Source organism: Micromonospora echinofusca, assembly GCF_017614955.1.
GTDB classification, from domain to species: Bacteria; Actinomycetota; Actinomycetes; order Mycobacteriales; family Micromonosporaceae; genus Micromonospora; species Micromonospora echinofusca_A.
The window spans coordinates 15,642-34,805 of sequence record NZ_WVUH01000022.1 but is presented as its reverse complement, the minus strand read 5'-3'; the positions used below and the strand labels follow the sequence as shown (position 1 = coordinate 34,805).

The window sequence follows — 19,164 nt, the reverse complement described above, 5'->3', positions numbered from 1 at the left end:
GTCGGGGTCAGTTCTTGCGGGGAGTGGGGGTCTCGGCGGCGCTGCTGAGATCCGGGGCGCTCGCAGGCTCGGAGACGCCGGACGGACCGGTCGCGAACTCTCCCACGTGCGCGGTCTCCGCGGCCACCACCGGCTGGTCCGGTGGCATGGTGTCCGGCATCTTGGGTACCACGATCACGGCCGTGCCGTAGGCACAGAGTTCCATCCACATCTCGCCGCAGTCGCGGCTGTCGAAGCGCATCCCGATCACCGCGTTCGCGCCCAGTCGCCGGGCCTCCTCGCCGAGGCGGCTCACCGAATCCGTCCGCCAGCGGGTCAGGTTGTCCGGTGCGGTCGGGTCGTACGCGCCACCACGCAGGCTCTTGACGCCCTCCCGGTACGGGTTACGCGTCCTGGCCATCGATGACACCACTTCGCCGAGAACCTGGCGGATCTCGTACCCGGGCAGGTGATCCGTCGTCACGACCAGCACGTCTCCGATGCTGTCAGGCGGACGGCGGGCGGATCGTGAGGCTTGTTCACCTGGTCGCATGCTGCAAAACGGCGCGCCGGGGAGGAACCATGCCGGCAGGCGGGAGGGGTGGCGACGTGGCGGGAACGGGTACGGCGCGGGATCCGGGGACGGTGCGTCGGGAACGGGTACGGCGTGGGGGAACCGGGTCCGGCGGGGAACAACGACGCGGCGCGGACGCCGGGGGTCGTCCCGGTCGTCCGCGCCGTCGGTCGTACAGGGGGCATGGCAGGGCCCGAAGTGGTACGGGCCGGACAGATCAGACGCCGGCCACCGAGGTGATCCAGGAGCGGCTGGCCGCGATGCTGGCGTAGTTCTGGATGCTGTAGCCGTCGGCGGTGGAGGCGACGCCGACCTGGCGGCCGTTGTAGAACTGCGGGCCGCCCGAGTCGCCGCGCCAGGCGTTGCCGCTGATCTCGGTGCTGCGGATCGCCGGCCCGCCGTACGCGTCGGTGGCGCTGTTCGTGGTCACCTGGACGGTGGCGGTCTTGAGCTGGCTGGACGCGCCGCAGCCGCTGTAGCAGGTCATGCCCCAGCCGTAGATCGAGTTGGTCGAGCCGACCGGCGGGTTGGTGGTGCCGCCCAGGGTCACGTAGCTGGTGCTGACCGTGCTGGAGAGCCGGAGCAGGGCGAGGTCGTAGCGGGTGTACGAGGCGCTGACGGTACGGGTGGTGCCGCCGGAGGCGTAGTAGACGCTCCCGACCCGGACCGACATCGAGCCGCTGACGCAGTGCCGGGCGGTGAGCACCCACTGCGCGGCGATGACGGTGCCGGAGCAGGTGAACGAGCCGTTGCTGAACACCGCCGCCGCCCAGGGGGCGGACGAGACGTAGCTGCCACCGATGATGGGCTGCGGTCCGGCCGGCGCGGCCACCGCGCCGGAGGAGGTGGCGAGTACGCCGGCCAGTGCGGTGGCGGCCAGCGCGAGCAGGGAACGGATGCGCATGGGGGCTCCTTCGTGAGGCGTGCCCCCACACGCTAGGAAAACCGCAGTCCATCCACAAGGATCGAATTGAAAAAATTCGATTACTTGTGTCGTGGGCCCGATCCGGCCGGTGGCTGGCGTGGTACCCGGGGTCAACCTGCGGGACGGCGTGCCGGCCGGTGCGTCGAGGGCCGTATCTGCCAGGTAGGCTGGCTGCGCTCACCCGCTGTGGGTCGGCACCCACTGCGTACACAGTCAGGAGTGCCCCGTGCCTCGCGTCGTCGTCGACGTCATGCTCAAGCCCGAAATTCTTGATCCTCAGGGCCAGGCTGTCGCAAACGCGCTGCCCCGGCTCGGCGTCAGCGACGTCTCCTCCGTCCGGATCGGTCGGCGGATCGAGATCGACTTCACTGGCGAACCGGACCTCGACCGGGCCCGGGAGATCGCCGACAAGCTGCTGGCCAACCCGGTCATCGAGGACTACACGGTCCGTTTGGTGACCGACGACGCCGTGGACGCGCACCCGTGACCGCCCGCGTCGGAGTGGTGACCTTCCCCGGGTCGCTCGACGACGGCGACGCGGCCCGCGCGGTCCGCATCGCCGGCGCCGAGGCGGTCCGACTGTGGCACGGCGACGCCGACCTGCACGGTGTCGACGCCGTCGTCCTGCCGGGGGGCTTCTCGTACGGCGACTACCTGCGCTGTGGCGCGATCGCGCGGTTCGCCCCGGTGATGGAGGCGATCATCGCGGCGGCCCGGGACGGTCTGCCGGTGCTCGGCATCTGCAACGGCTTCCAGATCCTCTGCGAGGCGCACCTGCTGCCCGGCGCGCTCACCCGTAACCAGCACCTGCACTTCCGCAACCGGGACCAGGTGCTCCGGGTGGAGTCGGCCGGTACCGCCTGGACGAACACCTTCCAGCCGGGCCAGGAGATCCTCATCCCGGTCAAGAACGGCGAGGGCTGTTACGTCGCGGACCCGCGCACGCTGGACGAGCTGGAGGCCGAGGGCCGGGTGGTCGCCCGGTACGTCGGTGGCAACCCGAACGGCTCCCAGCGGGACATCGCGGCCATCACCAACGCCGCCGGCAACGTGGTGGGCATCATGCCCCACCCGGAGCACGCCGTGGAGGCACTGACCGGCCCGTCCCTGGACGGCCTCGGCTTCTTCACCTCGGTCCTCAAGCACCTCACAGGAGTACCGGCGTGACCGTTCACGGCGAGGGAGACCTCATGACCACCCCACCCGCCCCGGAAGCGGCGGGCCGCACCCCGGTCCGGGCCGGTGGCTTCGGCCCGGACACCGTCGACGGTGCCGCCGCCACTCCCGAGGAGCTCCAGCCCTACGTCGAGCTGGGCCTGCGCGACGACGAGTACGACCGGATCCGGCAGATCCTCGGCCGCCGGCCGACCCACTCCGAGCTGGCCATGTACTCGATCATGTGGAGCGAGCACTGCTCCTACAAGTCGAGCAAGGTGCACCTGCGCCAGTTCGGTGAGAAGGCCCCGCCGAGCGACCGGCTGCTGGCCGGCATCGGGGAGAACGCCGGCGTGGTCCGGGTCTCCGACGAGCTGGCCGTCACCTTCAAGGTCGAGTCGCACAACCACCCCAGCTTCGTCGAGCCGTACCAGGGTGCGGCCACCGGCGTGGGCGGCATCGTCCGGGACATCCTGGCCATGGGTGCCCGGCCGGTCGCGGTGATGGACCCGCTGCGGTTCGGTGCCGCCGACCACCCGGACACCGCCCGGGTACTGCCCGGCGTGGTCGCCGGGGTCGGCGGGTACGGCAACTGCCTCGGCCTGCCGAACATCGGCGGGGAGGTGGTCTTCGACCCGTGCTACCAGGGCAACCCGCTGGTCAACGCGCTCTGCGTCGGCGTACTCCCGGTCGACCGGCTGCAGAACAAGGCCGCCGCCGGGGTCGGCAACGTCGTGGTGCTGATGGGCGCCAAGACCGGCCGGGACGGCATCGGCGGCGTGTCGGTGCTGGCCAGCGCCACTTTCGACGAGGGTAGCGAGCAGCGCCGGCCGTCGGTGCAGGTCGGCGACCCGTTCATGGAGAAGCTGCTGATCGAGGCATGCCTGGAGCTGTACGACGCCCAGCTGGTCGTCGGTATCCAGGACCTCGGCGGCGCCGGCCTGACCTGTGCGCTCACCGAGACCGCCGCCGCAGCCGGGACCGGCATGCGGGTCTGGCTGGAGCGGGTACCGCTGCGCGAGCCGTCCATGGAGCCGCACGAGATCCTGGCCAGCGAGTCCCAGGAGCGGATGCTGCTGGTGGTCGAGCCGGAGAAGCTCGAAGCGGTGCTGAAGACCGCCGAGAAGTGGGGGGTCTGGGCCACCGCGATCGGTGAGGTCACCCCGGCCCAGCCCGACGGGCAGCCCGGCCGGCTGGTGATCACCTGGCGGGACCACCTGGTGGTCGACGTGCCGCCGGGTTCGCTGGTCGACGACGGGCCGGTCTACGCCCGTCCGATGCGCGAGCCGGCCGACCTGATCCTGCTCCAGGCGGACCGGGCCGAGACGCTGCCCCGCCCGGCCACCCCGGAGGCGCTCCGGGAGACCGTGCTGCGCATGATCGCCTCGCCGAACCTGTGCGACAAGACCTGGGTCACCGAGCAGTACGACCGGTACGTGCTGGGGAACACCGTGCTGGCCCAGCCGGAGGACTCCGGTGTGATCCGGATCGACGAGCGGACCGGCCTCGGTGTCGCCCTCTCCGTCGACGGTAACGGCCGGTACGCCCGCCTCGACCCGTACCAGGGCACCAAGCTGGCGCTCGCCGAGGCGTACCGGAACGTCGCGGTGACCGGCGCGAAGCCGATCGCGGTCACCAACTGCCTCAACTTCGGTTCGCCCGAGGACCCGGGTGTGATGTGGCAGTTCGCCGAGGCTGTCCGTGGCCTGGCCGACGGCTGCGCCGAGCTGGGTATCCCGGTCACCGGAGGCAACGTCAGCTTCTACAACCAGACCGGCGCGGCGGCGATCCACCCCACCCCGGTGGTCGGTGTGCTCGGCGTGCTGGACGACGTGGCCGAGCGGGTGCCGATGGGCTTCGCGCCCCGGGCCGGCACCGACCACGACCTGATCTTCCTGCTCGGCGAGACCCGGCTGGAACTCTCCGGTTCGGAGTGGGCCTGGGTGACGCACGGGCACCTGGGTGGCGTACCGCCCCGGGTCGACCTGGCCGGGGAGCAGGTGCTGGCCGATCTGCTGGCCGAGGCCGCCCGGGTCGGTCACCTCAGCTCGGCGCACGACCTCTCCGACGGTGGGTTGGCGCAGGTTCTGGTCGAGTCGTGCCTGCGGCGCGGCGTCGGGGCCCGGATCGCGCTGCCGGAGGCGTTCACCGGCGGTTCGATGCCGTTCGTCTACCTTTTCAGCGAGTCGTCCGGTCGGGTGCTGGTGTCGGTGCCGCGCGGCCACGAGAAGGCGTTCACCGCGCTCTGCGGGGAGCGGGGCGTGCCGTGGGCGGCGATCGGGGTCACCGATCCGGCCGGCGGGGCGCTGGAGGTGCAGGGGCAGTTCCGGATCGGTCTGGACGAGCTGCTCACCGCCTTCACCTCGACCCTGCCCCGGCTCTTCGGCGGTGCCGCCGACGCCACGGTGCCCGGTGCGCCGGCCCCGACGCCGGTGGCGCCGGTCGGCGACGCGCCGGCCCACCACGCAGAACCGTCCGCTGGTGCCGGTGTCGCCGGGTCGGCTTCGACTGCGGCGCCGGTGGTCCCAGAGGCGGCCGAGGTGCCGGTGGCCGTCGAGCCCGCAGCGGCGCCGGTGGTCGCAGCACCGGAGGGCGTGGAGCAGGCCGACGTCAGCCAGGCGGGGCCGCAGGCCCCCGGGGTGACGGTGGGTCCGCAGGTCGGGTTCGGGCCCGAGGTGGGGTCGCCGGTGGTGCAGGCCGAGGCGTCCGACGCTGACGAGCTTGGTGCCGGCCAGCCCGACGCCGACCAGTTCGACGGCGGCGGCCCGGAGGACGGTACCCCCGCTCCGCCCGCCCAGCACTGACCCTGGTGCATCCCGACACGGTCTACGCTCAGCCCGGCTCCGGCGCCCGCTTCGACTGGGGGCTCGCCGGAGCCGCTGAGCTGGGCCGGGTCTGCGCCGTCCTGGTGGTGGTCGACGTCCTGTCGTTCACCACGGCGGTGGAGGTGTCGGTCGCCCGGGGCATGCGGGTACACCCCTTCCCCTGGGGTGAGCAGGCTGACGAGTACGCGCGCCGGGTCGGTGCCGTCGCGGCGGTCGGACGCCGGCAGACGAGCGGGGAGCGACCCTGGTCGCTCTCCCCGGCCGCGCTGCGTACCGCGCCGGTCGTGCCGGATCTGGTCCTGCCCAGTCCCAACGGTTCCGCGATCTGCGCGGCGGCCAGCGCCACCGGGATTCCGGTGGTGGCGGCGTCGCTGCGCAACGCCCGCGCCGTCGGGGTCTGGCTCACCGGCCAGGGGTACGGGTCGACGCGCGCCCCGATCGGGGTGGTGGCCTCCGGGGAACGTTGGCCGGACGGCACCCTGCGCCCTGCGGTCGAGGACCAGTTGGGGGCGGCGGCCGTGCTCGACGCACTGTCGGCGGTGCCGGGTGGGCTCTCGGTCGAGGCGGCACTGGCACTCGCCACCCTGGCGAGCGTGCCGGACCTGCCGGCAGCGGTGCGCGGCTGCGTGTCGGGCCGGGAACTGACCGAGACGGGCTTCGCCGGGGACGTGGAGATCGCGGTGCAGGTCGACGTCTCCGAGGTGGTGCCGGTGTTGCGTAACGGGGTCTTCTCCGCAGCCTGAGCCGTTGCGGGGCCCACCGAACGGGTGGTGGCTGCCACAGAAGAAGTACGGGGCCGACCGGTGTGCAACCGGTCGGCCCCGTTCACGTCCGTCGGATCAGTCGTCCAGCCAGTTCAGCGAGCGGCGGCTGGACCGGTCGTGCTGCGGTGGCTGCTGGTCCGGTTCGCCCTGCGGCGGGGCGCCGTAGTAGCCGCCCTCCTCGTACCGGTTGTCGTACCCGCCCCGCTGTTCCGGCGTCCGGTCGTACCCGCCCCGCTGTTCCGGCGTCCGGTCGTACCCGCCCCGCTGGTCGTAGCCGCCGCCGGCCGGCTGGTCGTAGCCACCGGTGCGGTCGTACCCGCCGCTGTCGGCGGGGGCGGCACCGTAGTCGCGCTGGCCGTAGCCGCCGCTGCGGTAACCCTGCTCGCTACCGTAACCCTGCCCGCTGTCGTACCCGCCGGTCGACGTCCCGGAGCCGTACCCGCCACCCTGGCCGTACCCGCCGGTCTGCTCCTGACCACGACCGTACGACTGGTCCTGGCCGTAGCCCCGGCCGCTGTCCCCGGCCGAGTAGGCGCCGGTCGCGTAGGGGTCGGCGGGCGCCACGTACTGTTCGGTCGCGCCGGTGTACCGGCCGGTCGGTTCGTCGTACCGCTCGCCGTAGCCACCGGACTGCGCCCCCTGGTACCCGCCACCGGACTGCGCGCCGTAGTCCCGGTTGCCGTAGCCGCCACCGCCCGATGCCGGGGCGTTGCCGTAGCCGCCACCGCCGGAGGCGGGCGCGTTGCCGTAGCCGCCTCCTGCGGCCGGGGTGTTGCCGTAGCCACCGCCACCCGAGGCGGGCGCGTTGCCGTAGCCGTAGCCGGCCTGGGTGGGAGCCGCGTCGTCGTACCGGCCGCCGGAGGCGGAGGAACCGTAGCCGCTGCCGGCCCAGTTGTCGGCCGCAGCGCTGTAGTCCGGACCGGTCGGCTGCTGGGTGGGCAGCGGGGCACCGTACGGGTCGGGGAACTCGTCGTCGACCAGCGGGCGGTTGTGCATCATCGTGGGCGCGTCGGCCAGGGAAGGCCCACCGGCAGTCGGGCCGGCCCCGGCGGCCGCCCTGGGGACGATCCGGGTCTGGTCGTCCATGCCCCGGTAGCCGCCACCGCCGCTCCGGGTCGGTGGGATCGCGTCGGCCGGGTCCCCGCCGTCGCCCTGCTCCTTGCGACGCATCCAGAGCAGCACGATGGTGCCGACCCCGACCGCCACGAAGAGCCCGCCGACGATGATGAGGAGCCAGGAACCGAAGCCGCCCGAATCCTCGTTGGAGGCGTTCTGCGGGGCCGCCTGGGCGCCCTCCTCGGTCGCCTCCGGGGTGGCCTCGGCCTCCTCGGTCGCCTCCGGGGTCGCCTCGGGCGTGGCGGACGCGGTCGGCTGGGCGTTGAGCTTCAGGGTGAGTTTCAGGTTGGTGACGCTCTGGCCGGCGCGCGCGTTGATCGTCTTGACCTCGCGTTCGCCGTCCTTGCTCGCGCCGATCTCGATGGCGCCCGGCGTGATGGGGCCGGTGGAGCTGGTGAACCGGAAGTTACCGGTGTTGTTCGTGGTGGTGGAGTAGGGCCGCTGCTGCGAGTCGAGCAGCCCGACGATCGCCCCGCCGACCGGGTCGCCCTTGGCGTCGACGACCTTGCCGCTGACCTCCTTGACCGTCTGGACCTCGGGCTGCGGGCCGCGGACCGTGACGTCCCGGCTGGCCTGCCCCTGGTCCCCGCCGATCCGGGCGGTGATCCGTACCTGGCCGGACTTGGTCTGCCCGGCTTCGACGGTCCCGGCGACCAGGGTGACCGTGTACTCCTTCGAGGCTTCCCGGTCGATCTCGTCGGTGAAGTCGCACTGCCCCTCACAGGTCAGCTCGCCGAACGACGAACCGACCTGGATGGTCACCGAGTCCTTGTTGTCCGGCGGCATCTTCGCGTTCTTGTTGGTGACCCGGAACTTGAGGGTCGCCTTCTGACCGCTGGTGAGCGTGCCGGAGGAGAGTGCGGTGATCTGTACCTCTGGCGGGTCGGCCTGCGCCGGCACGGCGGGGAGCGCGAGCAGGGCGCTGACCACCAGCGCCGCGATCACACCGGCCCGATGCTTCCAGGCATGTCGGTGTGCTGACACGTCCACCGCCTTCCGGTCTGACTTCCCCGGCCCGGGGAGCACCGGCCGGAGACCATCACGGTACGAATACACCGTCGGCAACTATGCCTTGTCCGGCTGGACCGGCGCGACCCAGGGCCAGCGGGAATCGCGCCATCAGGAAGTCGTATCGTCCCGTCGTGTCCTCTCCGCACAGTAAATCCTCGGTGCTGGCCGCCGCGTTGGCCGTCCTCGACGAGGGCGGTACCCCCGACCGGGCCGTGCTCCGGGACGCGGTACGGGCGTCGCTGGCGGACCTGGCCCGTCGCGCCCCCGGCCGATCGGTGGAGGTGCGGGTTCCACCTTTCGGTGCAGTTCAATGCGTCGCCGGGCCGCGACACACCCGGGGTACCCCACCGAACGTCGTGGAGACCGATCCGGCCACCTGGCTCCGGTTGGTGGCCGGGCGCCTCCAGTGGGTCGATGCGGTTACCGAGGGTCGTGTTCAGGTGAGCGGGAACCGGGCGGACCTCTCCGGGTACCTCCCCCTCTAGCAGGCACGGAGCGAAACGATCTGGTAACTGAAAGCAGCGAAATCGTGACTATCTGTATCCTTAGCTGTTCGCGTACACTGTCAGTCGAGCATAGGTCCCGGATCACCGTGCGTATCCGAAGCGATCGCGCGAGCGGACCTGAATCCTGATCAGTTCTCATCCCCGCCCGAGCAGTCCAGACCAGTAAGAGGGAGCGGCAGGTGCCCCGAGGCGACGGCCGGCTGAACCACGACCTGGACCCGGAGCGACCCGGCCCACAGGACGCCTGCGGCGTCTTCGGGGTCTGGGCGCCGGGTGAAGAGGTGGCCAACCTCACCTACTTCGGCCTCTACGCATTGCAGCACCGGGGCCAGGAGGCCGCCGGCATCGCGGTCAGCGATGGCTCGGGCGTGGTGGTCTACAAGGATCTCGGGCTGGTCGCCCAGGTCTTCGACGAGCCAACCCTGGCCAGCCTGCGCGGTCATGTCGCCATCGGGCACACCCGGTACTCGACCACCGGCGGCTCGACCTGGGAGAACGCCCAGCCCACGATCCGGGCGACGAACGCCGGCACCACCATCGCGCTCGCCCACAACGGCAACCTGGTCAACACCGCCGAGCTGGAGCGGGAGGTGACCGAGCGGGGGATCGACTCGGATGGTTCCACCTCCGACACTGCCCTGGTGACGATGCTGCTGGCCAGCAAGCCGGACATCTCGGTCGAGGCTGCGGCGATGGAGGTGCTGCCCCGGCTGCGGGGTGCGTTCAGCTTCGTCTTCATGGACGAGTCGACCCTCTACGCCGCCCGCGATCCGCACGGCGTCCGGCCCCTGGTGCTGGGCCGGCTGGAGCGCGGCTGGGTGGTCGCCAGCGAGACCGCCGCGCTGGACATCGTCGGTGCGTCGGTGGTGCGCGAGGTCGAGCCCGGCGAGCTGATCGCGATCGACGCCGAGGGGTTGCGCTCCGCCCGGTTCGCCGCGCCGGAGCCCAAGGGCTGTCTCTTCGAGTACGTCTACATCGCCCGACCGGACGCCACCATCGCCGGTCGGAACGTGCACGCCGCCCGGGTGCAGATCGGCCGCCAGCTCGCCAAGGAGCACCCGGTCGAGGCCGACCTGGTCATCCCGGTCCCCGAGTCCGGCACGCCGGCCGCGATCGGGTACGCGGAGGCGTCGGGTATCACCTACGGCGCCGGCCTGATGAAGAACCCGTACGTCGGCCGGACCTTCATCCAGCCCTCCCAGACGCTCCGGCAGCTCGGTATCCGGCTCAAGTTGAACCCGCTCCGGCAGAACGTCCGGGGCAAGCGCCTGGTGGTGGTCGACGACTCGATCGTGCGCGGCAACACCCAGCGCGCGATCGTCCGTATGCTGCGCGAGGCGGGTGCGCTGGAGGTCCACGTCCGGATCTCCTCGCCCCCGGTGAGCTGGCCCTGTTTCTACGGCATCGACTTCGCCACCCGGGCGGAGTTGCTGGCCAACGGCCTGGACACCGACGGGATCCGCCGGTCCATCGGGGCCGACACGTTGGGATACGTATCGCTGACCGGTCTCATCGCCGCGACCGAGCAGCCGAAGACGCGGCTCTGCCGGGCCTGCTTCGACGGGGAGTACCCGATCGAGCTGCCGGCGGGGAACCTGATCGGCAAGCACGTGCTCGAAGGGGTGGGCCGGCGGGTGTCCGGTCGGACGCCGGACAGCACGGACCACCCGGTCGGGCGGCCTGCCGCCGACCCGCTCGTCGCCACCTCGGGCGGCGCCAACCCATCGCACCGCCCATAGCAAGGACCCACTGCGGCCCGTACCGGGGCCGGTGGGTCAACCGGTCGAGAGTCTCGACAGCCACCATCCCGGGCACCGCGAGAACCACAAAAGGGGAGAACCGTGACGCACGTGACTGAGCGCAGCGGCGCAACAGGCGGCCCGACCGGCGGCTCGGGTGCCAGCCACCAGCCCTGGACGGGTGGCCTGGGCCGCCCGGTACGCAAGCGGACCGTGTCGTACGCGGACGCGGGTGTGTCGATCGAGGCCGGTGACCGGGCCGTCGAGCTGCTGAAGTCGAAGGTGCGCGAGACCCGCCGGCCGGAGGTGCTGGGCGACCTCGGTGGGTTCGCCGGCCTGTTCCGGTTGGACACCAAGAAGTACAAGAGCCCGATCCTCGCCTCCTCCACCGACGGCGTGGGCACCAAGCTGGTGATCGCCCAGCAGCTCGACATCCACGACACGGTCGGTATCGACCTGGTGGCGATGGTCGTCGACGACCTGGTGGCGTGCGGCGCGGAGCCGCTGTTCCTGCTCGACTACATCGCCACCGGCGAGGTCGTACCGGACAAGGTCGCCGAGATCGGTGCGGGTATCGCCGACGGGTGCCGGTACGCCGGCTGCGCGCTGCTCGGTGGCGAGACGGCCGAGCACCCCGGTGTGCTGCGCCCGGACGAGTACGACATCTCGGCGACCGGTGTCGGCGTGGTGGAGGAGAGCGAGATCCTCAGCCCGGAGCGGGTCGAGGTGGGCGACGTGGTGATCGCCATGAAGTCCTCCGGTCTGCACTCCAACGGCTACTCCCTCGTCCGGCACGTGCTGCTCGGCGCGGCCCGGATGCGGCTGGACACGGTGATCGAGGAGTTCGGCCGGCAGCGCACCCTCGGTGAGGAGCTGCTGACCCCGACGAAGATCTACGCCAAGGACTGCCTGAAGCTGATCGCCGAGGCCGAGGTGCGGGCGCTGGCCCACGTCACCGGTGGCGGCATCCCGGGCAACCTGGTCCGTGTCCTGCCGGAGCACGTGGACGCGGTGGTCAACCGGGCCACCTGGCGGCCGCAGCCGATCTTCGACCTGATCCAGACCAAGGGCCGGATCGACGACCCGGAGATGGAGTCGACCTTCAACATGGGGGTCGGCATGTTCGCCATCGTCTCGGCGGAGGACGCCGACCGGGCGCTGGCGTGCCTGACCGGGCGGGGCGTCGAGGCCTGGCAGGCCGGCGAGATCATCGAGGGTTCCGGCAACGTGCAGATGGTCGGCCAGCACACCCGCGGCTGATCCGGTCCGCTGGCCCGGGAGGGAACCCCGGGCCAGCGGCGGTCGTCCGAGTACCCGAGCGGGGCTTCACCCGAGTGGCCACCGCCGCCTAGCCTGAAGGACACCTCAGGCACGGGGGAGGAGGGCGATGGTCGTCGCTGGGCAGCCGCACTCCGGCATGCGCGGAGTCACCGCCGTGCCGTCGTACGTGGTCATGCAGCCCACCACGCTCTGCAACCTGGACTGCGTCTACTGCTATCTGCCGCACCGGGCCGTGGACCGGCGGATGCCGGTACCGGTCGCTGCGGCGGTGGCCGCTGCGGTACGCCCCTGGGCGGCTTCCGGGCGCTTCTCGGTGGTCTGGCACGGTGGTGAGCCGCTGGCGGCCGGGCGGGAGCACCTGGCCGCGTTGCTGGCCCCGTTCGAGGGCACGGTCGAGCACCATGTGCAGACCAACGCGACCCTGATCGACGACGCGTGGTGCGAGTTCTTCGCCGCGCACCGGATGCGGGTCAGCGTGAGCGTCGACGGTCCCCGGTGGCGCAACACCGACCGGGTCACCCGCTCCGGGCAGCCGGCGTACGACCGGATCCGCCGGGGCGTGGCGGCACTGCGTCGGCACGGGCTGCCGTTCTCCGCCCTGGCGGTGGTCTCCCGGCCGGAGCCGGGCCTGGCCGGCGAACTGTACGACTACTTCCTCGACCTCGGTTGCGACGTCCTCGGCATCAACATCGAGGAGGCCGAGGGGGTGAACACCCGCAGCAACGCCCATCCGGCCGACGCGGTGACCGGGTTCTGGGCCGAGCTGGTGGCGGCCTGGCGGCGGGCGCCCCGGATCCACCTGCGGGAGATCGAGTGGTCGTTGCGGTACGCCGCCGCAGTGCTGGACGGTACCTCGGACGAGGTGCTGCCGAGGCAGCTGGACCCGATCCCCACGATCGGCCACGACGGCTCGGTGACCCTGCTCTCACCGGAGCTGGCCGGGTTCACCCACCCCCGGTACGGCGACTTCAGCAGCGGCAACGTGCTGGCCAGGCCGCTGGGCGAGATCCTCGCCGACGCGGCGGTCACCCCGTGGGTACGGGAGTTCCTGACCGGGGTCGAGGCGTGCCGGTCGGGCTGTCCCTATTTCGGGTTCTGCGGGGGTGGCCACGCCGCCAACCGGTACTTCGAGCACGGGCGGTTCGACGGTACGGAGACCGAACACTGCCGCAACAGCAAGATCCGTCTACTGGAGGGAGTGTTGGAGCATGCCCGAGAACACCAGCCGGGAGCAGCACGGTGAGACCGGCCGCCAGGCGGCGACCCGCCTGGACGGGAGACCGCCGGGCGGCATCGCCGACCGGGTACGCGGCGCGGCTGCGGGACTGACCGCTCTGCTCCACGAGGCGGAGCAGGCACGACGGCTCCGGTCGGAGACGACGGGTGGCGACGGGTCCGGCGCGGTCTGCGCCTGGAACCACTTCGAGAACATCCCGACGTTCTACAACTGGAACAACCGGCCACGGTGAACACCGGGAGCAGCCGAACCGGAAACGTACGCCGAAACGGGCCGCCGGGCAGCAAACGTCCGACCAGGGTCCCGCCGGTCGGTCAGGTCACTGACCGTGGGCAGGCCCCTGGCCGTCAACTGTCACGCCGGCGCCCGGTGTACTACTACACCTGAGCACGCGGAAACCGCCGCGTGCTCAGGTGACCGGATGGTCAGCGGGTCGGACGTCCCCAGGAATCCAGGTCGTCGTCGGCGTCATGATCCTCGTCATCGTCGTCGACATACTCTTTGTAGTCGTCGTCGAAGTCTCGGTCCGACTTGCCGCTGCCGCCGAGTTCTCGCTGCAAGGCGGCGAGGTCGGTGTTCGGGGAGTGGTATTTCAACTCCCGGGCCACCTTTGTCTGCTTGGCCTTAGCACGGCCGCGCCCCATGGCTCGACCCCCTCGCACAGAATTCGGGGCAGCCCGAAGGCGGGCCCCGATGACGTCAGGCATCTCTCGTGGCTCTTACGGTACATGGGGATGCCCAGGTTCGGCACCTCGGGTTACCGTCGGCCGCCGCTGCGCGTCGTGCTGCCTGCGCAGTGAGCGGGCCGCCACGAAGTGTACCGGGTAAGGGGTGGCCGCCGGGCCTGGCCGTGACGGCCCCGGCCGTGTGCCCGGTCACCCCCGGCGGTGCTCTCCGGCACCCGGCCGGCGGGCCGGCTCCGGGCCGGTGCTGCGCCCGGCCGACGGGCCGGCTCCGGTGGGATGCGGTGGTCCACGACGACCACATCCCACCGGTCCGTACGCGGTACGGCGGCACCCGGAGACCCGGCCCCGCCGCACAACCGGGCCGCATCCGCCCCGGGGCCCGGGGCGCCGGTTCCGGGGCGGACGCGGTCAGCGCAGGTGGATCGTGCGCAGCCGGCCGACCTCGGCCATCCGCCGCTCGGCGAGCCGGTCGGCGGCCACCGCGGGCGGTACCCCCTCGGCGTCGGCCAGCCGGAGGATCTCGCGGGTGGTGTCGTAGATCCGGGTGGCCCGGAGCTTGGCCCGCTCGAAGTTGAAGCCCTCGATCTCGTCGGCCACCTGGATCACGCCACCGGCGTTGACCACGTAGTCGGGCGCGTACAGGATGCCCCGGTCGGCGAGCAGCTTCTCGATCCCCGGGTGGGCGAGCTGGTTGTTCGCCGCACCCGCCACGACCTTCGCCCGCAGGACCGGCACCGTGTCGTCGTTCAGCGCACCGCCGAGCGCGCACGGGGCGTACACGTCGAGGTCGGTGGCGATCAGCTCGTCGGTGCCGGCGACCAGGTCGACCTGGGGGTACGTCCGGCGGGCCCAGTCCAGGGCCCGCTCGTTGACGTCGGTGGCCACCACCGACGCGCCGTCGTCGATCAGGTGGCCGGTGAGGTACTTGCCGACCTTGCCCAGCCCGGCGACGCCGACCCGGCGGCCGGCCAGCGTGGGCGTGCCCCAGACGTGCTCGGCGGCGGCGCGCATGCCCTGGAAGACGCCCCAGGCGGTGAGGATCGAGGAGTCGCCGGCGCCACCGTGCTCGACACTGCGGCCGGTGACGTACCGGGTCTCCCGGGCGATCACGTCCATGTCCGGCACATAGGTGCCGACGTCGCAGGCGGTGTAGTAGCGCCCGGCGAGCGACTCGACGAACCGGCCGTACGCGCGCAGCAGCGGCTCAGTCTTGATCTGCTCCGGGTCACCCCAGATGACCGCCTTGCCGCCGCCGAGGTCCAGGCCGGCCAGGGCGTTCTTGTACGCCATGCCCCGGGACAGGTCGAGCACGTCGGCTACGGCCTCGTCCTCGGTGGCGTACGGGTAGAAGCGGGTACCACCGAGCGCCGGGCCGAGCGCGGTGGAGTAGATCCCGATGATGGCCCGCAGTCCGCTCTGCTTGTCCTGGCAGAAGACGACCTGCTCGTGCCCGGTACCGGATGAGTCTGCGGAGGTGGCGAAGACGCCCATGGCTGCTCCTGGGTGGGGGTGCGTCCTTGTGGGACGCGAACCTGACGGATCGCCGGCTGGGTGTTGCCGGTGCTGCCGAGCCTAATATCGATCCCGTCGTCCCGGCGCCTGCGGCCCGCTGGTGCAGGTCCGATCGGGCTGCCGCCAGCGACCGGGGCCAGCTCTCGTGGGAGGATCGCGCCGTGCCGTCGCTCTTCGCTTCATACCTGCGCGTGTACGAGCCGTTGACCGCCTTCGACCGGGAACGCCAGATCTTCTGGCGTCGGTACGTCAGCGAGGGGCGGGCGGTCGCGCCGCTCGACGGGCCGGGGCGGCAGCGTACCGCGGTCATCGAGGCACTCGGTGCCGGCTGGACCCGGCTACCCGACCTGCCGGACGAGGCGTACGTCCTGGAGACCGACGACACCCTGCTGATCTGCCCGTGGAACCTGCGGATCCGGGTGGCCGAGGCGGCGTTGAGCGCACGGGACGGCGTGCCTCCGGTACTCGCCGACGCCTTCGTGCCGCCGACCCTGGCCGGGCAGGCCAAGGAGGTGGTCGAGGACTGGCGCAGCGGGGCGCGGGTGCTGGAGCACGGGGTGCCCCGGCTGCACGAACAGATCGCCACCTGGGGCGTACCGCTGCGTTGGTTCGTCTTCGTGGATCCGAAGGAGCGGGAGCTGGTGACCGAGCCGGGGCGGCGGGCGCTGCGCTACCGGACGGAGATCTCCAAGGCCCGGCGGCGGGCCTCGCGGGGGCTGTCGGTGCTGAAGAAGTCCGTCGGGGAGGCGCCGATCACCGAGGCGGTCGAGGAGGGGGCGCGGTGGCTGGAGGAGTTCCACCCGCGTTCCGTGGTCGAGCTGGACTACGGCGGTCTGGTGGACCTGCTGCCGGACGAGACGCTGGCGGCGGACGACTCCCCGGAGCTGGTCGCGGCCGGGCTGGCCGGGCTGGCCGACGGTGACGCTGAGGTGGCGTCCCGCGCGTATGAGCAACTCGTCGCGCGGTGGCGGGCGGTGCAGTTGCTGGAGCGGTGCAACTAGGTACATATCAGGCGTTATGCCTACGCCAAGGTGAAGATGGTTCGTAGCTATTGCGTCACGAACCGTGATCATGAGTCCGAATAAGGTGGAATCTGGCATAGAAAAGTCGTATAAATCGGTCATGGTTCATCCGTCCATCCAGGGACGTTCGGCCGTTCGGCCCATGTCGGACATCGGGGACTAGCCGGACCATGGGAGACGCGTCGGCCGGCGGGACCCCGGCCGATGTCTATAGGTACCTTTGGAGGAGTGACCGATGGCATCGCGTACGCATGAACCAGAGCCGCTACTGACACCGGCCGAGGTGGCGTCGATGTTCCGTGTCGACCCGAAGACCGTCACCCGGTGGGCCAAGGCCGGCAAGCTCAGCGCGATCCGTACGCTGGGTGGCCACCGCCGGTACCGCGAGTCTGAGGTTCGCGCCCTGCTGCAGGGACAGATTCCCCAGCAGCGCCAAGGGGACTGAGGACCGCTCCAGTCGAACGAGCCTCGATCAGGGGCGGAGGAACTGCTCACGGGCAGCCTCCGCCCCTGTTTCGTTCCCCGGGGGCGGTCAGCGTCCGCCCTGCTGCCGGTGCTCTCAGTCGGGCAGGGTGATCCGGATGCCCACCGTGCCCCCGGTACCCCGACGGAGCCGGCTCCCCAGCAGGCTGAGCCGGCCCATCAGCCGGTACTTCTGCTTCAGCAACTGACGTACCCGGTCCGAGCCGGCCCGGTCCAGGATCGTGGCGTGCCCGGGTACCGCGTCGCCGTGCGGCCGCCCCCGGACGTCGCAGGGGGCGACGGTGACCTCGCCGCTGCGCCGGATCCGCTTCACCTTCCCCGCGTCCGCCGCCGACCAGGCGGCCAGCGCGCCCCCGTCCGCGACCACCCAGACCGGGGTCGGCACCGACCGCCCGTCCCGGCGGAACGTGGTCAGCAGGATGTACTTCTCCGCAGCGAGCCGGTCGACGTCGGTCATCCGCCAAGAATATGGCCGTGCCGGGCCGCCCGAGGTCCGGATAGCGTCACCGGCATGAACGGCGAACCACGGATCGGCGACGTCTTCGGCGAACTGCTGCGCGACGCCTGGGCGGTGGAGACCGGGATCGGCCCCCGGCCACTGGTCGGCGGGCGGCTCCCCCGGCCGGTCATCGAGATCATCGAGCGGGACGACGGGCTGATCAACGGCGCCCCGGCCGCGCACTACCTGGCCGGGCCCGAGCACTGGCAGCCGTACGACCACCGGGCCGTGGACCGGGTCCGGGGCGCGACCCTGGACATCGGGGTGGGCGGCGGCCGGATCGCGCTGCGGCTCCAGGAGTTCGGGGTACCCGTCACCGGGCTGGACGTCTCGGCCGGCGCGCTGGCGGTGTGCCGGCGCCGGGGCGTACGGGACCTGGTGCACGCCACCGTGGACGAACATGCGGGCCACGGCCGGCGGTACGACACCTTCCTGCTGCTCGGCAACAACCTGGGGCTCATCGAGGGGCGGGACCGGGCCCCGGTCTTCCTCGCCGCGCTGGCCGCGATGGCCCGCCCGGGGGCCCGGATCATCGCCCACGGCACCGACCCGTACGGCACCACGGACCCGGTGCACACCGGCTACCACGAGCGCAACCGCAGGTCCGGCCGGCTCGGCGGGCAGCTGCGGCTGCGGCTGCGCTACCGGGAGCTGGGTACCGACTGGTTCGACTACCTGGTCTGCACCCCGGACGAACTGGCCGGTCTGGTCCGGGGTGCCGGCTGGCGACTGACCGACGTGGACGATGCGGACGCACCGTACTACCTGGCGACGTTACGACTGGAGGACTGATGGAGGCGGCGGCTGGCGGACTGACGGACGCGGCACTGGTCCGGGTCAGCAAACGGCTCTCCCGGGTGCTGCGGCACGCGCCGGAGAGCGTCGGGGTCACCCTCGACCCGCACGGCTGGGTACCCGTCGACGACCTGCTCACCGCGCTCGCCCGGCACGGTACGCAGGTCAGCCGCGAACAGCTGCACGAGGTGGTGGCGGACAACGACAAGCAGCGGTTCGCGCTGCGTACCGGCGCGGACGGGGTGACCTGGATCCGGGCCAGCCAGGGGCACTCGGCCCGGGTCGGGGTGGACCTCGGGCTGGCTGCGGTCGCCCCGCCGGAGGTGCTGTACCACGGCACCCCGACGACGAACGTGGCCTCGATCCTGGCCACCGGTCTGCACCCGGGGCGGCGGCAGCACGTACACCTCTCGGCCGACGTACCCACGGCGCTGACCGTGGGGCGACGTCGCAGCGGGTCGGTGGCCGTGCTGACCGTACGCGCCGGTCTGATGGCCGCCGCCGGGTACGTCTTCCACCGCAGCGCCAACGGCGTGTGGCTGACCGCGGCGGTACCGGCCGAGTTCGTCCGGCGCTGAGCCGCCGGGCCCGGTCGGCGGGTGCCCGGTCGGCGGATGCCTGCCCGGGCGCCAGGTGTCCGGTCGGCGGGTGCCCGCCCGGGCGCCAGGTGTCCGGTCGGCGGGTGCCCGCCCGGGCGTCAGGTGTTAAGAAGGGCCCCTTGCTCTACCGAAAACGTTAAGAAGGGGCCCTTCCTTACCGTCAGACCTCGACGGTGGGGGTGGTGGCGGTGGGCGGGATGCCGCCGTCACCGTCGACCACCTCGTCGGGGGTGCCGTCCTCGTCCAGGTCGGACATGGTGATGTCCACCGTGCCGTCACCGTCGATGTCGAACTGGAACAGGTCGGCCTTGCCGTCGCCGTCGGTGTCCGAGACCCAGACGTCGGTACGGCCGTCGTTGTTGGTGTCCGCCCGCAGCAGGTCGACGCGGTCGTCACCGCGGGTCTCGATGGTCTCACCGGTGTTGCTGCCCGGTACCTCGCTCATGTCCAGTGGCC

General features: G+C 71.8%; 20 protein-coding genes. 13 read left to right on the top strand and 7 right to left on the bottom strand.

All coding sequences use genetic code 11. The features are described 5' to 3' along the window. Nucleotides 1–7: 7 nt before the first annotated feature. Nucleotides 8–472, bottom strand: coding sequence for a YbjQ family protein (locus tag GSF22_RS05025; protein WP_307803731.1), 465 nt, complete (start codon nt 470–472; stop codon nt 8–10). 298 nt (nt 473–770) lie between these two features. After that, nucleotides 771–1,457, bottom strand: coding sequence for a S1 family peptidase (locus GSF22_RS05020; RefSeq protein ID WP_208811548.1), 687 nt, complete (start codon nt 1,455–1,457; stop codon nt 771–773). A gap of 247 nt (nt 1,458–1,704) precedes the next feature. Here GSF22_RS05020 and purS point away from each other — a divergent pair, with 247 nt between their 5' ends. The 4 genes from purS to GSF22_RS05000 are packed head-to-tail and all read left to right on the top strand — an operon-like array spanning nt 1,705 to nt 6,201. Beyond that, the gene (purS, locus tag GSF22_RS05015) at nt 1,705–1,965 is read left to right on the top strand and encodes a phosphoribosylformylglycinamidine synthase subunit PurS (protein WP_208811547.1); all 261 of its coding nucleotides are present in this window, start codon (nt 1,705–1,707) and stop codon (nt 1,963–1,965) included. Next, nucleotides 1,962–2,645, top strand: coding sequence for a phosphoribosylformylglycinamidine synthase subunit PurQ (gene purQ / locus GSF22_RS05010; protein WP_208811546.1), 684 nt, complete (start codon nt 1,962–1,964; stop codon nt 2,643–2,645). The genes purS and purQ overlap by 4 nt, the downstream gene beginning before the upstream one ends. Nucleotides 2,646–2,668: 23 nt before the next feature. Beyond that, nucleotides 2,669–5,437, top strand: coding sequence for a phosphoribosylformylglycinamidine synthase subunit PurL (gene purL / locus GSF22_RS05005; RefSeq protein WP_439957743.1), 2,769 nt, complete (start codon nt 2,669–2,671; stop codon nt 5,435–5,437). Between the two features lie 5 nt (nt 5,438–5,442). Then, nucleotides 5,443–6,201, top strand: a complete 759-nt coding sequence (locus GSF22_RS05000) for a 2-phosphosulfolactate phosphatase (RefSeq protein WP_208811545.1) — start codon at nt 5,443–5,445, stop codon at nt 6,199–6,201. A gap of 96 nt (nt 6,202–6,297) precedes the next feature. Here GSF22_RS05000 and GSF22_RS04995 read toward each other — a convergent pair whose 3' ends face one another. Next, entirely contained in the window at nt 6,298–8,322 is a 2,025-nt protein-coding gene (locus GSF22_RS04995; protein ID WP_307803730.1) for a carboxypeptidase regulatory-like domain-containing protein, read from the bottom strand. 188 nt (nt 8,323–8,510) lie between these two features. Here GSF22_RS04995 and GSF22_RS04990 point away from each other — a divergent pair, with 188 nt between their 5' ends. From GSF22_RS04990 to amcA, 5 genes are all read left to right on the top strand, one after another. Next, complete coding sequence (locus GSF22_RS04990) at nt 8,511–8,834, top strand: sterol carrier family protein (protein WP_244366251.1); 324 nt, start codon at nt 8,511–8,513, stop codon at nt 8,832–8,834. A 200-nt stretch (nt 8,835–9,034) separates the two neighbouring features. Beyond that, nucleotides 9,035–10,594 (top strand): amidophosphoribosyltransferase, encoded by a 1,560-nt coding sequence (purF, locus tag GSF22_RS04985; protein ID WP_208811543.1) that lies wholly within the window; start codon nt 9,035–9,037, stop codon nt 10,592–10,594. A gap of 102 nt (nt 10,595–10,696) precedes the next feature. Further along, nucleotides 10,697–11,854, top strand: coding sequence for a phosphoribosylformylglycinamidine cyclo-ligase (gene purM, locus GSF22_RS04980; protein WP_208811542.1), 1,158 nt, complete (start codon nt 10,697–10,699; stop codon nt 11,852–11,854). A gap of 157 nt (nt 11,855–12,011) precedes the next feature. Further along, a complete protein-coding gene (amcB, locus tag GSF22_RS04975) occupies nt 12,012–13,118 on the top strand; it encodes a cyclophane-forming radical SAM peptide maturase AmcB (protein WP_307803733.1) in 1,107 nt (368 codons plus the stop codon). Beyond that, nucleotides 13,084–13,344: a multiple cyclophane-containing RiPP AmcA gene (amcA, locus tag GSF22_RS04970; protein WP_439957742.1), complete on the top strand. Its 261-nt coding sequence runs from the start codon at nt 13,084–13,086 to the stop codon at nt 13,342–13,344. Before amcB ends, amcA begins: the two co-directional genes overlap by 35 nt. Before the next feature lie 193 nt (nt 13,345–13,537). Here the strand turns inward: amcA and GSF22_RS04965 are convergent, their stop codons facing one another. Together GSF22_RS04965 and GSF22_RS04960 are read right to left on the bottom strand one after the other, a co-directional pair. Then, nucleotides 13,538–13,756: a DUF3073 domain-containing protein gene (locus GSF22_RS04965; RefSeq protein WP_208811540.1), complete on the bottom strand. Its 219-nt coding sequence runs from the start codon at nt 13,754–13,756 to the stop codon at nt 13,538–13,540. Nucleotides 13,757–14,206: 450 nt separating this feature from the next. Then, nucleotides 14,207–15,289 (bottom strand): Glu/Leu/Phe/Val family dehydrogenase, encoded by a 1,083-nt coding sequence (locus tag GSF22_RS04960; RefSeq protein WP_208811539.1) that lies wholly within the window; start codon nt 15,287–15,289, stop codon nt 14,207–14,209. A 182-nt stretch (nt 15,290–15,471) separates the two neighbouring features. Between GSF22_RS04960 and GSF22_RS04955 the strand changes: the two genes are divergently transcribed. Both GSF22_RS04955 and GSF22_RS04950 read left to right on the top strand, forming a co-directional pair. Beyond that, nucleotides 15,472–16,311, top strand: a complete 840-nt coding sequence (locus tag GSF22_RS04955; RefSeq protein ID WP_208811538.1) for a hypothetical protein — start codon at nt 15,472–15,474, stop codon at nt 16,309–16,311. Between the two features lie 256 nt (nt 16,312–16,567). Continuing rightward, nucleotides 16,568–16,777 carry a BldC family transcriptional regulator gene (locus tag GSF22_RS04950; protein ID WP_007073996.1) on the top strand — a complete coding sequence of 70 codons (210 nt, stop codon included), beginning with the start codon at nt 16,568–16,570 and terminating at the stop codon, nt 16,775–16,777. A gap of 114 nt (nt 16,778–16,891) precedes the next feature. Here the strand turns inward: GSF22_RS04950 and GSF22_RS04945 are convergent, their stop codons facing one another. Further along, complete coding sequence (locus GSF22_RS04945) at nt 16,892–17,272, bottom strand: PPOX class F420-dependent oxidoreductase (RefSeq protein WP_208811537.1); 381 nt, start codon at nt 17,270–17,272, stop codon at nt 16,892–16,894. Nucleotides 17,273–17,326: 54 nt separating this feature from the next. On the opposite strand from GSF22_RS04945, the gene GSF22_RS04940 reads away from it, so the two are divergent. Then, nucleotides 17,327–18,106: a class I SAM-dependent methyltransferase gene (locus GSF22_RS04940; protein ID WP_208811536.1), complete on the top strand. Its 780-nt coding sequence runs from the start codon at nt 17,327–17,329 to the stop codon at nt 18,104–18,106. Continuing rightward, entirely contained in the window at nt 18,106–18,687 is a 582-nt protein-coding gene (locus tag GSF22_RS04935; protein ID WP_208811535.1) for an RNA 2'-phosphotransferase, read from the top strand. Before GSF22_RS04940 ends, GSF22_RS04935 begins: the two co-directional genes overlap by 1 nt. Nucleotides 18,688–18,868: 181 nt before the next feature. Here GSF22_RS04935 and GSF22_RS04930 read toward each other — a convergent pair whose 3' ends face one another. Then, nucleotides 18,869–19,153 (bottom strand): hypothetical protein, encoded by a 285-nt coding sequence (locus GSF22_RS04930; RefSeq protein WP_208811534.1) that lies wholly within the window; start codon nt 19,151–19,153, stop codon nt 18,869–18,871. Between the last annotated feature and the right edge of the window lie 11 nt (nt 19,154–19,164).

Coding starts and splice junctions, on each gene's coding strand:
- GSF22_RS05020 (WP_208811548.1), bottom strand. CDS start 1,457: ATGCGCATCCGTTCCCTGCTCGCGCTGGCCGCCACCGCACTGGCCGGC.
- purL (WP_439957743.1), top strand. CDS start 2,669: ATGACCACCCCACCCGCCCCGGAAGCGGCGGGCCGCACCCCGGTCCGG.
- amcB (WP_307803733.1), top strand. CDS start 12,012: ATGCGCGGAGTCACCGCCGTGCCGTCGTACGTGGTCATGCAGCCCACC.
- amcA (WP_439957742.1), top strand. CDS start 13,084: ATGCCCGAGAACACCAGCCGGGAGCAGCACGGTGAGACCGGCCGCCAG.
- GSF22_RS04965 (WP_208811540.1), bottom strand. CDS start 13,756: ATGGGGCGCGGCCGTGCTAAGGCCAAGCAGACAAAGGTGGCCCGGGAG.
- GSF22_RS04960 (WP_208811539.1), bottom strand. CDS start 15,289: ATGGGCGTCTTCGCCACCTCCGCAGACTCATCCGGTACCGGGCACGAG.
- GSF22_RS04950 (WP_007073996.1), top strand. CDS start 16,568: ATGGCATCGCGTACGCATGAACCAGAGCCGCTACTGACACCGGCCGAG.
- GSF22_RS04945 (WP_208811537.1), bottom strand. CDS start 17,272: ATGACCGACGTCGACCGGCTCGCTGCGGAGAAGTACATCCTGCTGACC.
- GSF22_RS04940 (WP_208811536.1), top strand. CDS start 17,327: ATGAACGGCGAACCACGGATCGGCGACGTCTTCGGCGAACTGCTGCGC.
- GSF22_RS04935 (WP_208811535.1), top strand. CDS start 18,106: ATGGAGGCGGCGGCTGGCGGACTGACGGACGCGGCACTGGTCCGGGTC.
- GSF22_RS04930 (WP_208811534.1), bottom strand. CDS start 19,153: ATGAGCGAGGTACCGGGCAGCAACACCGGTGAGACCATCGAGACCCGC.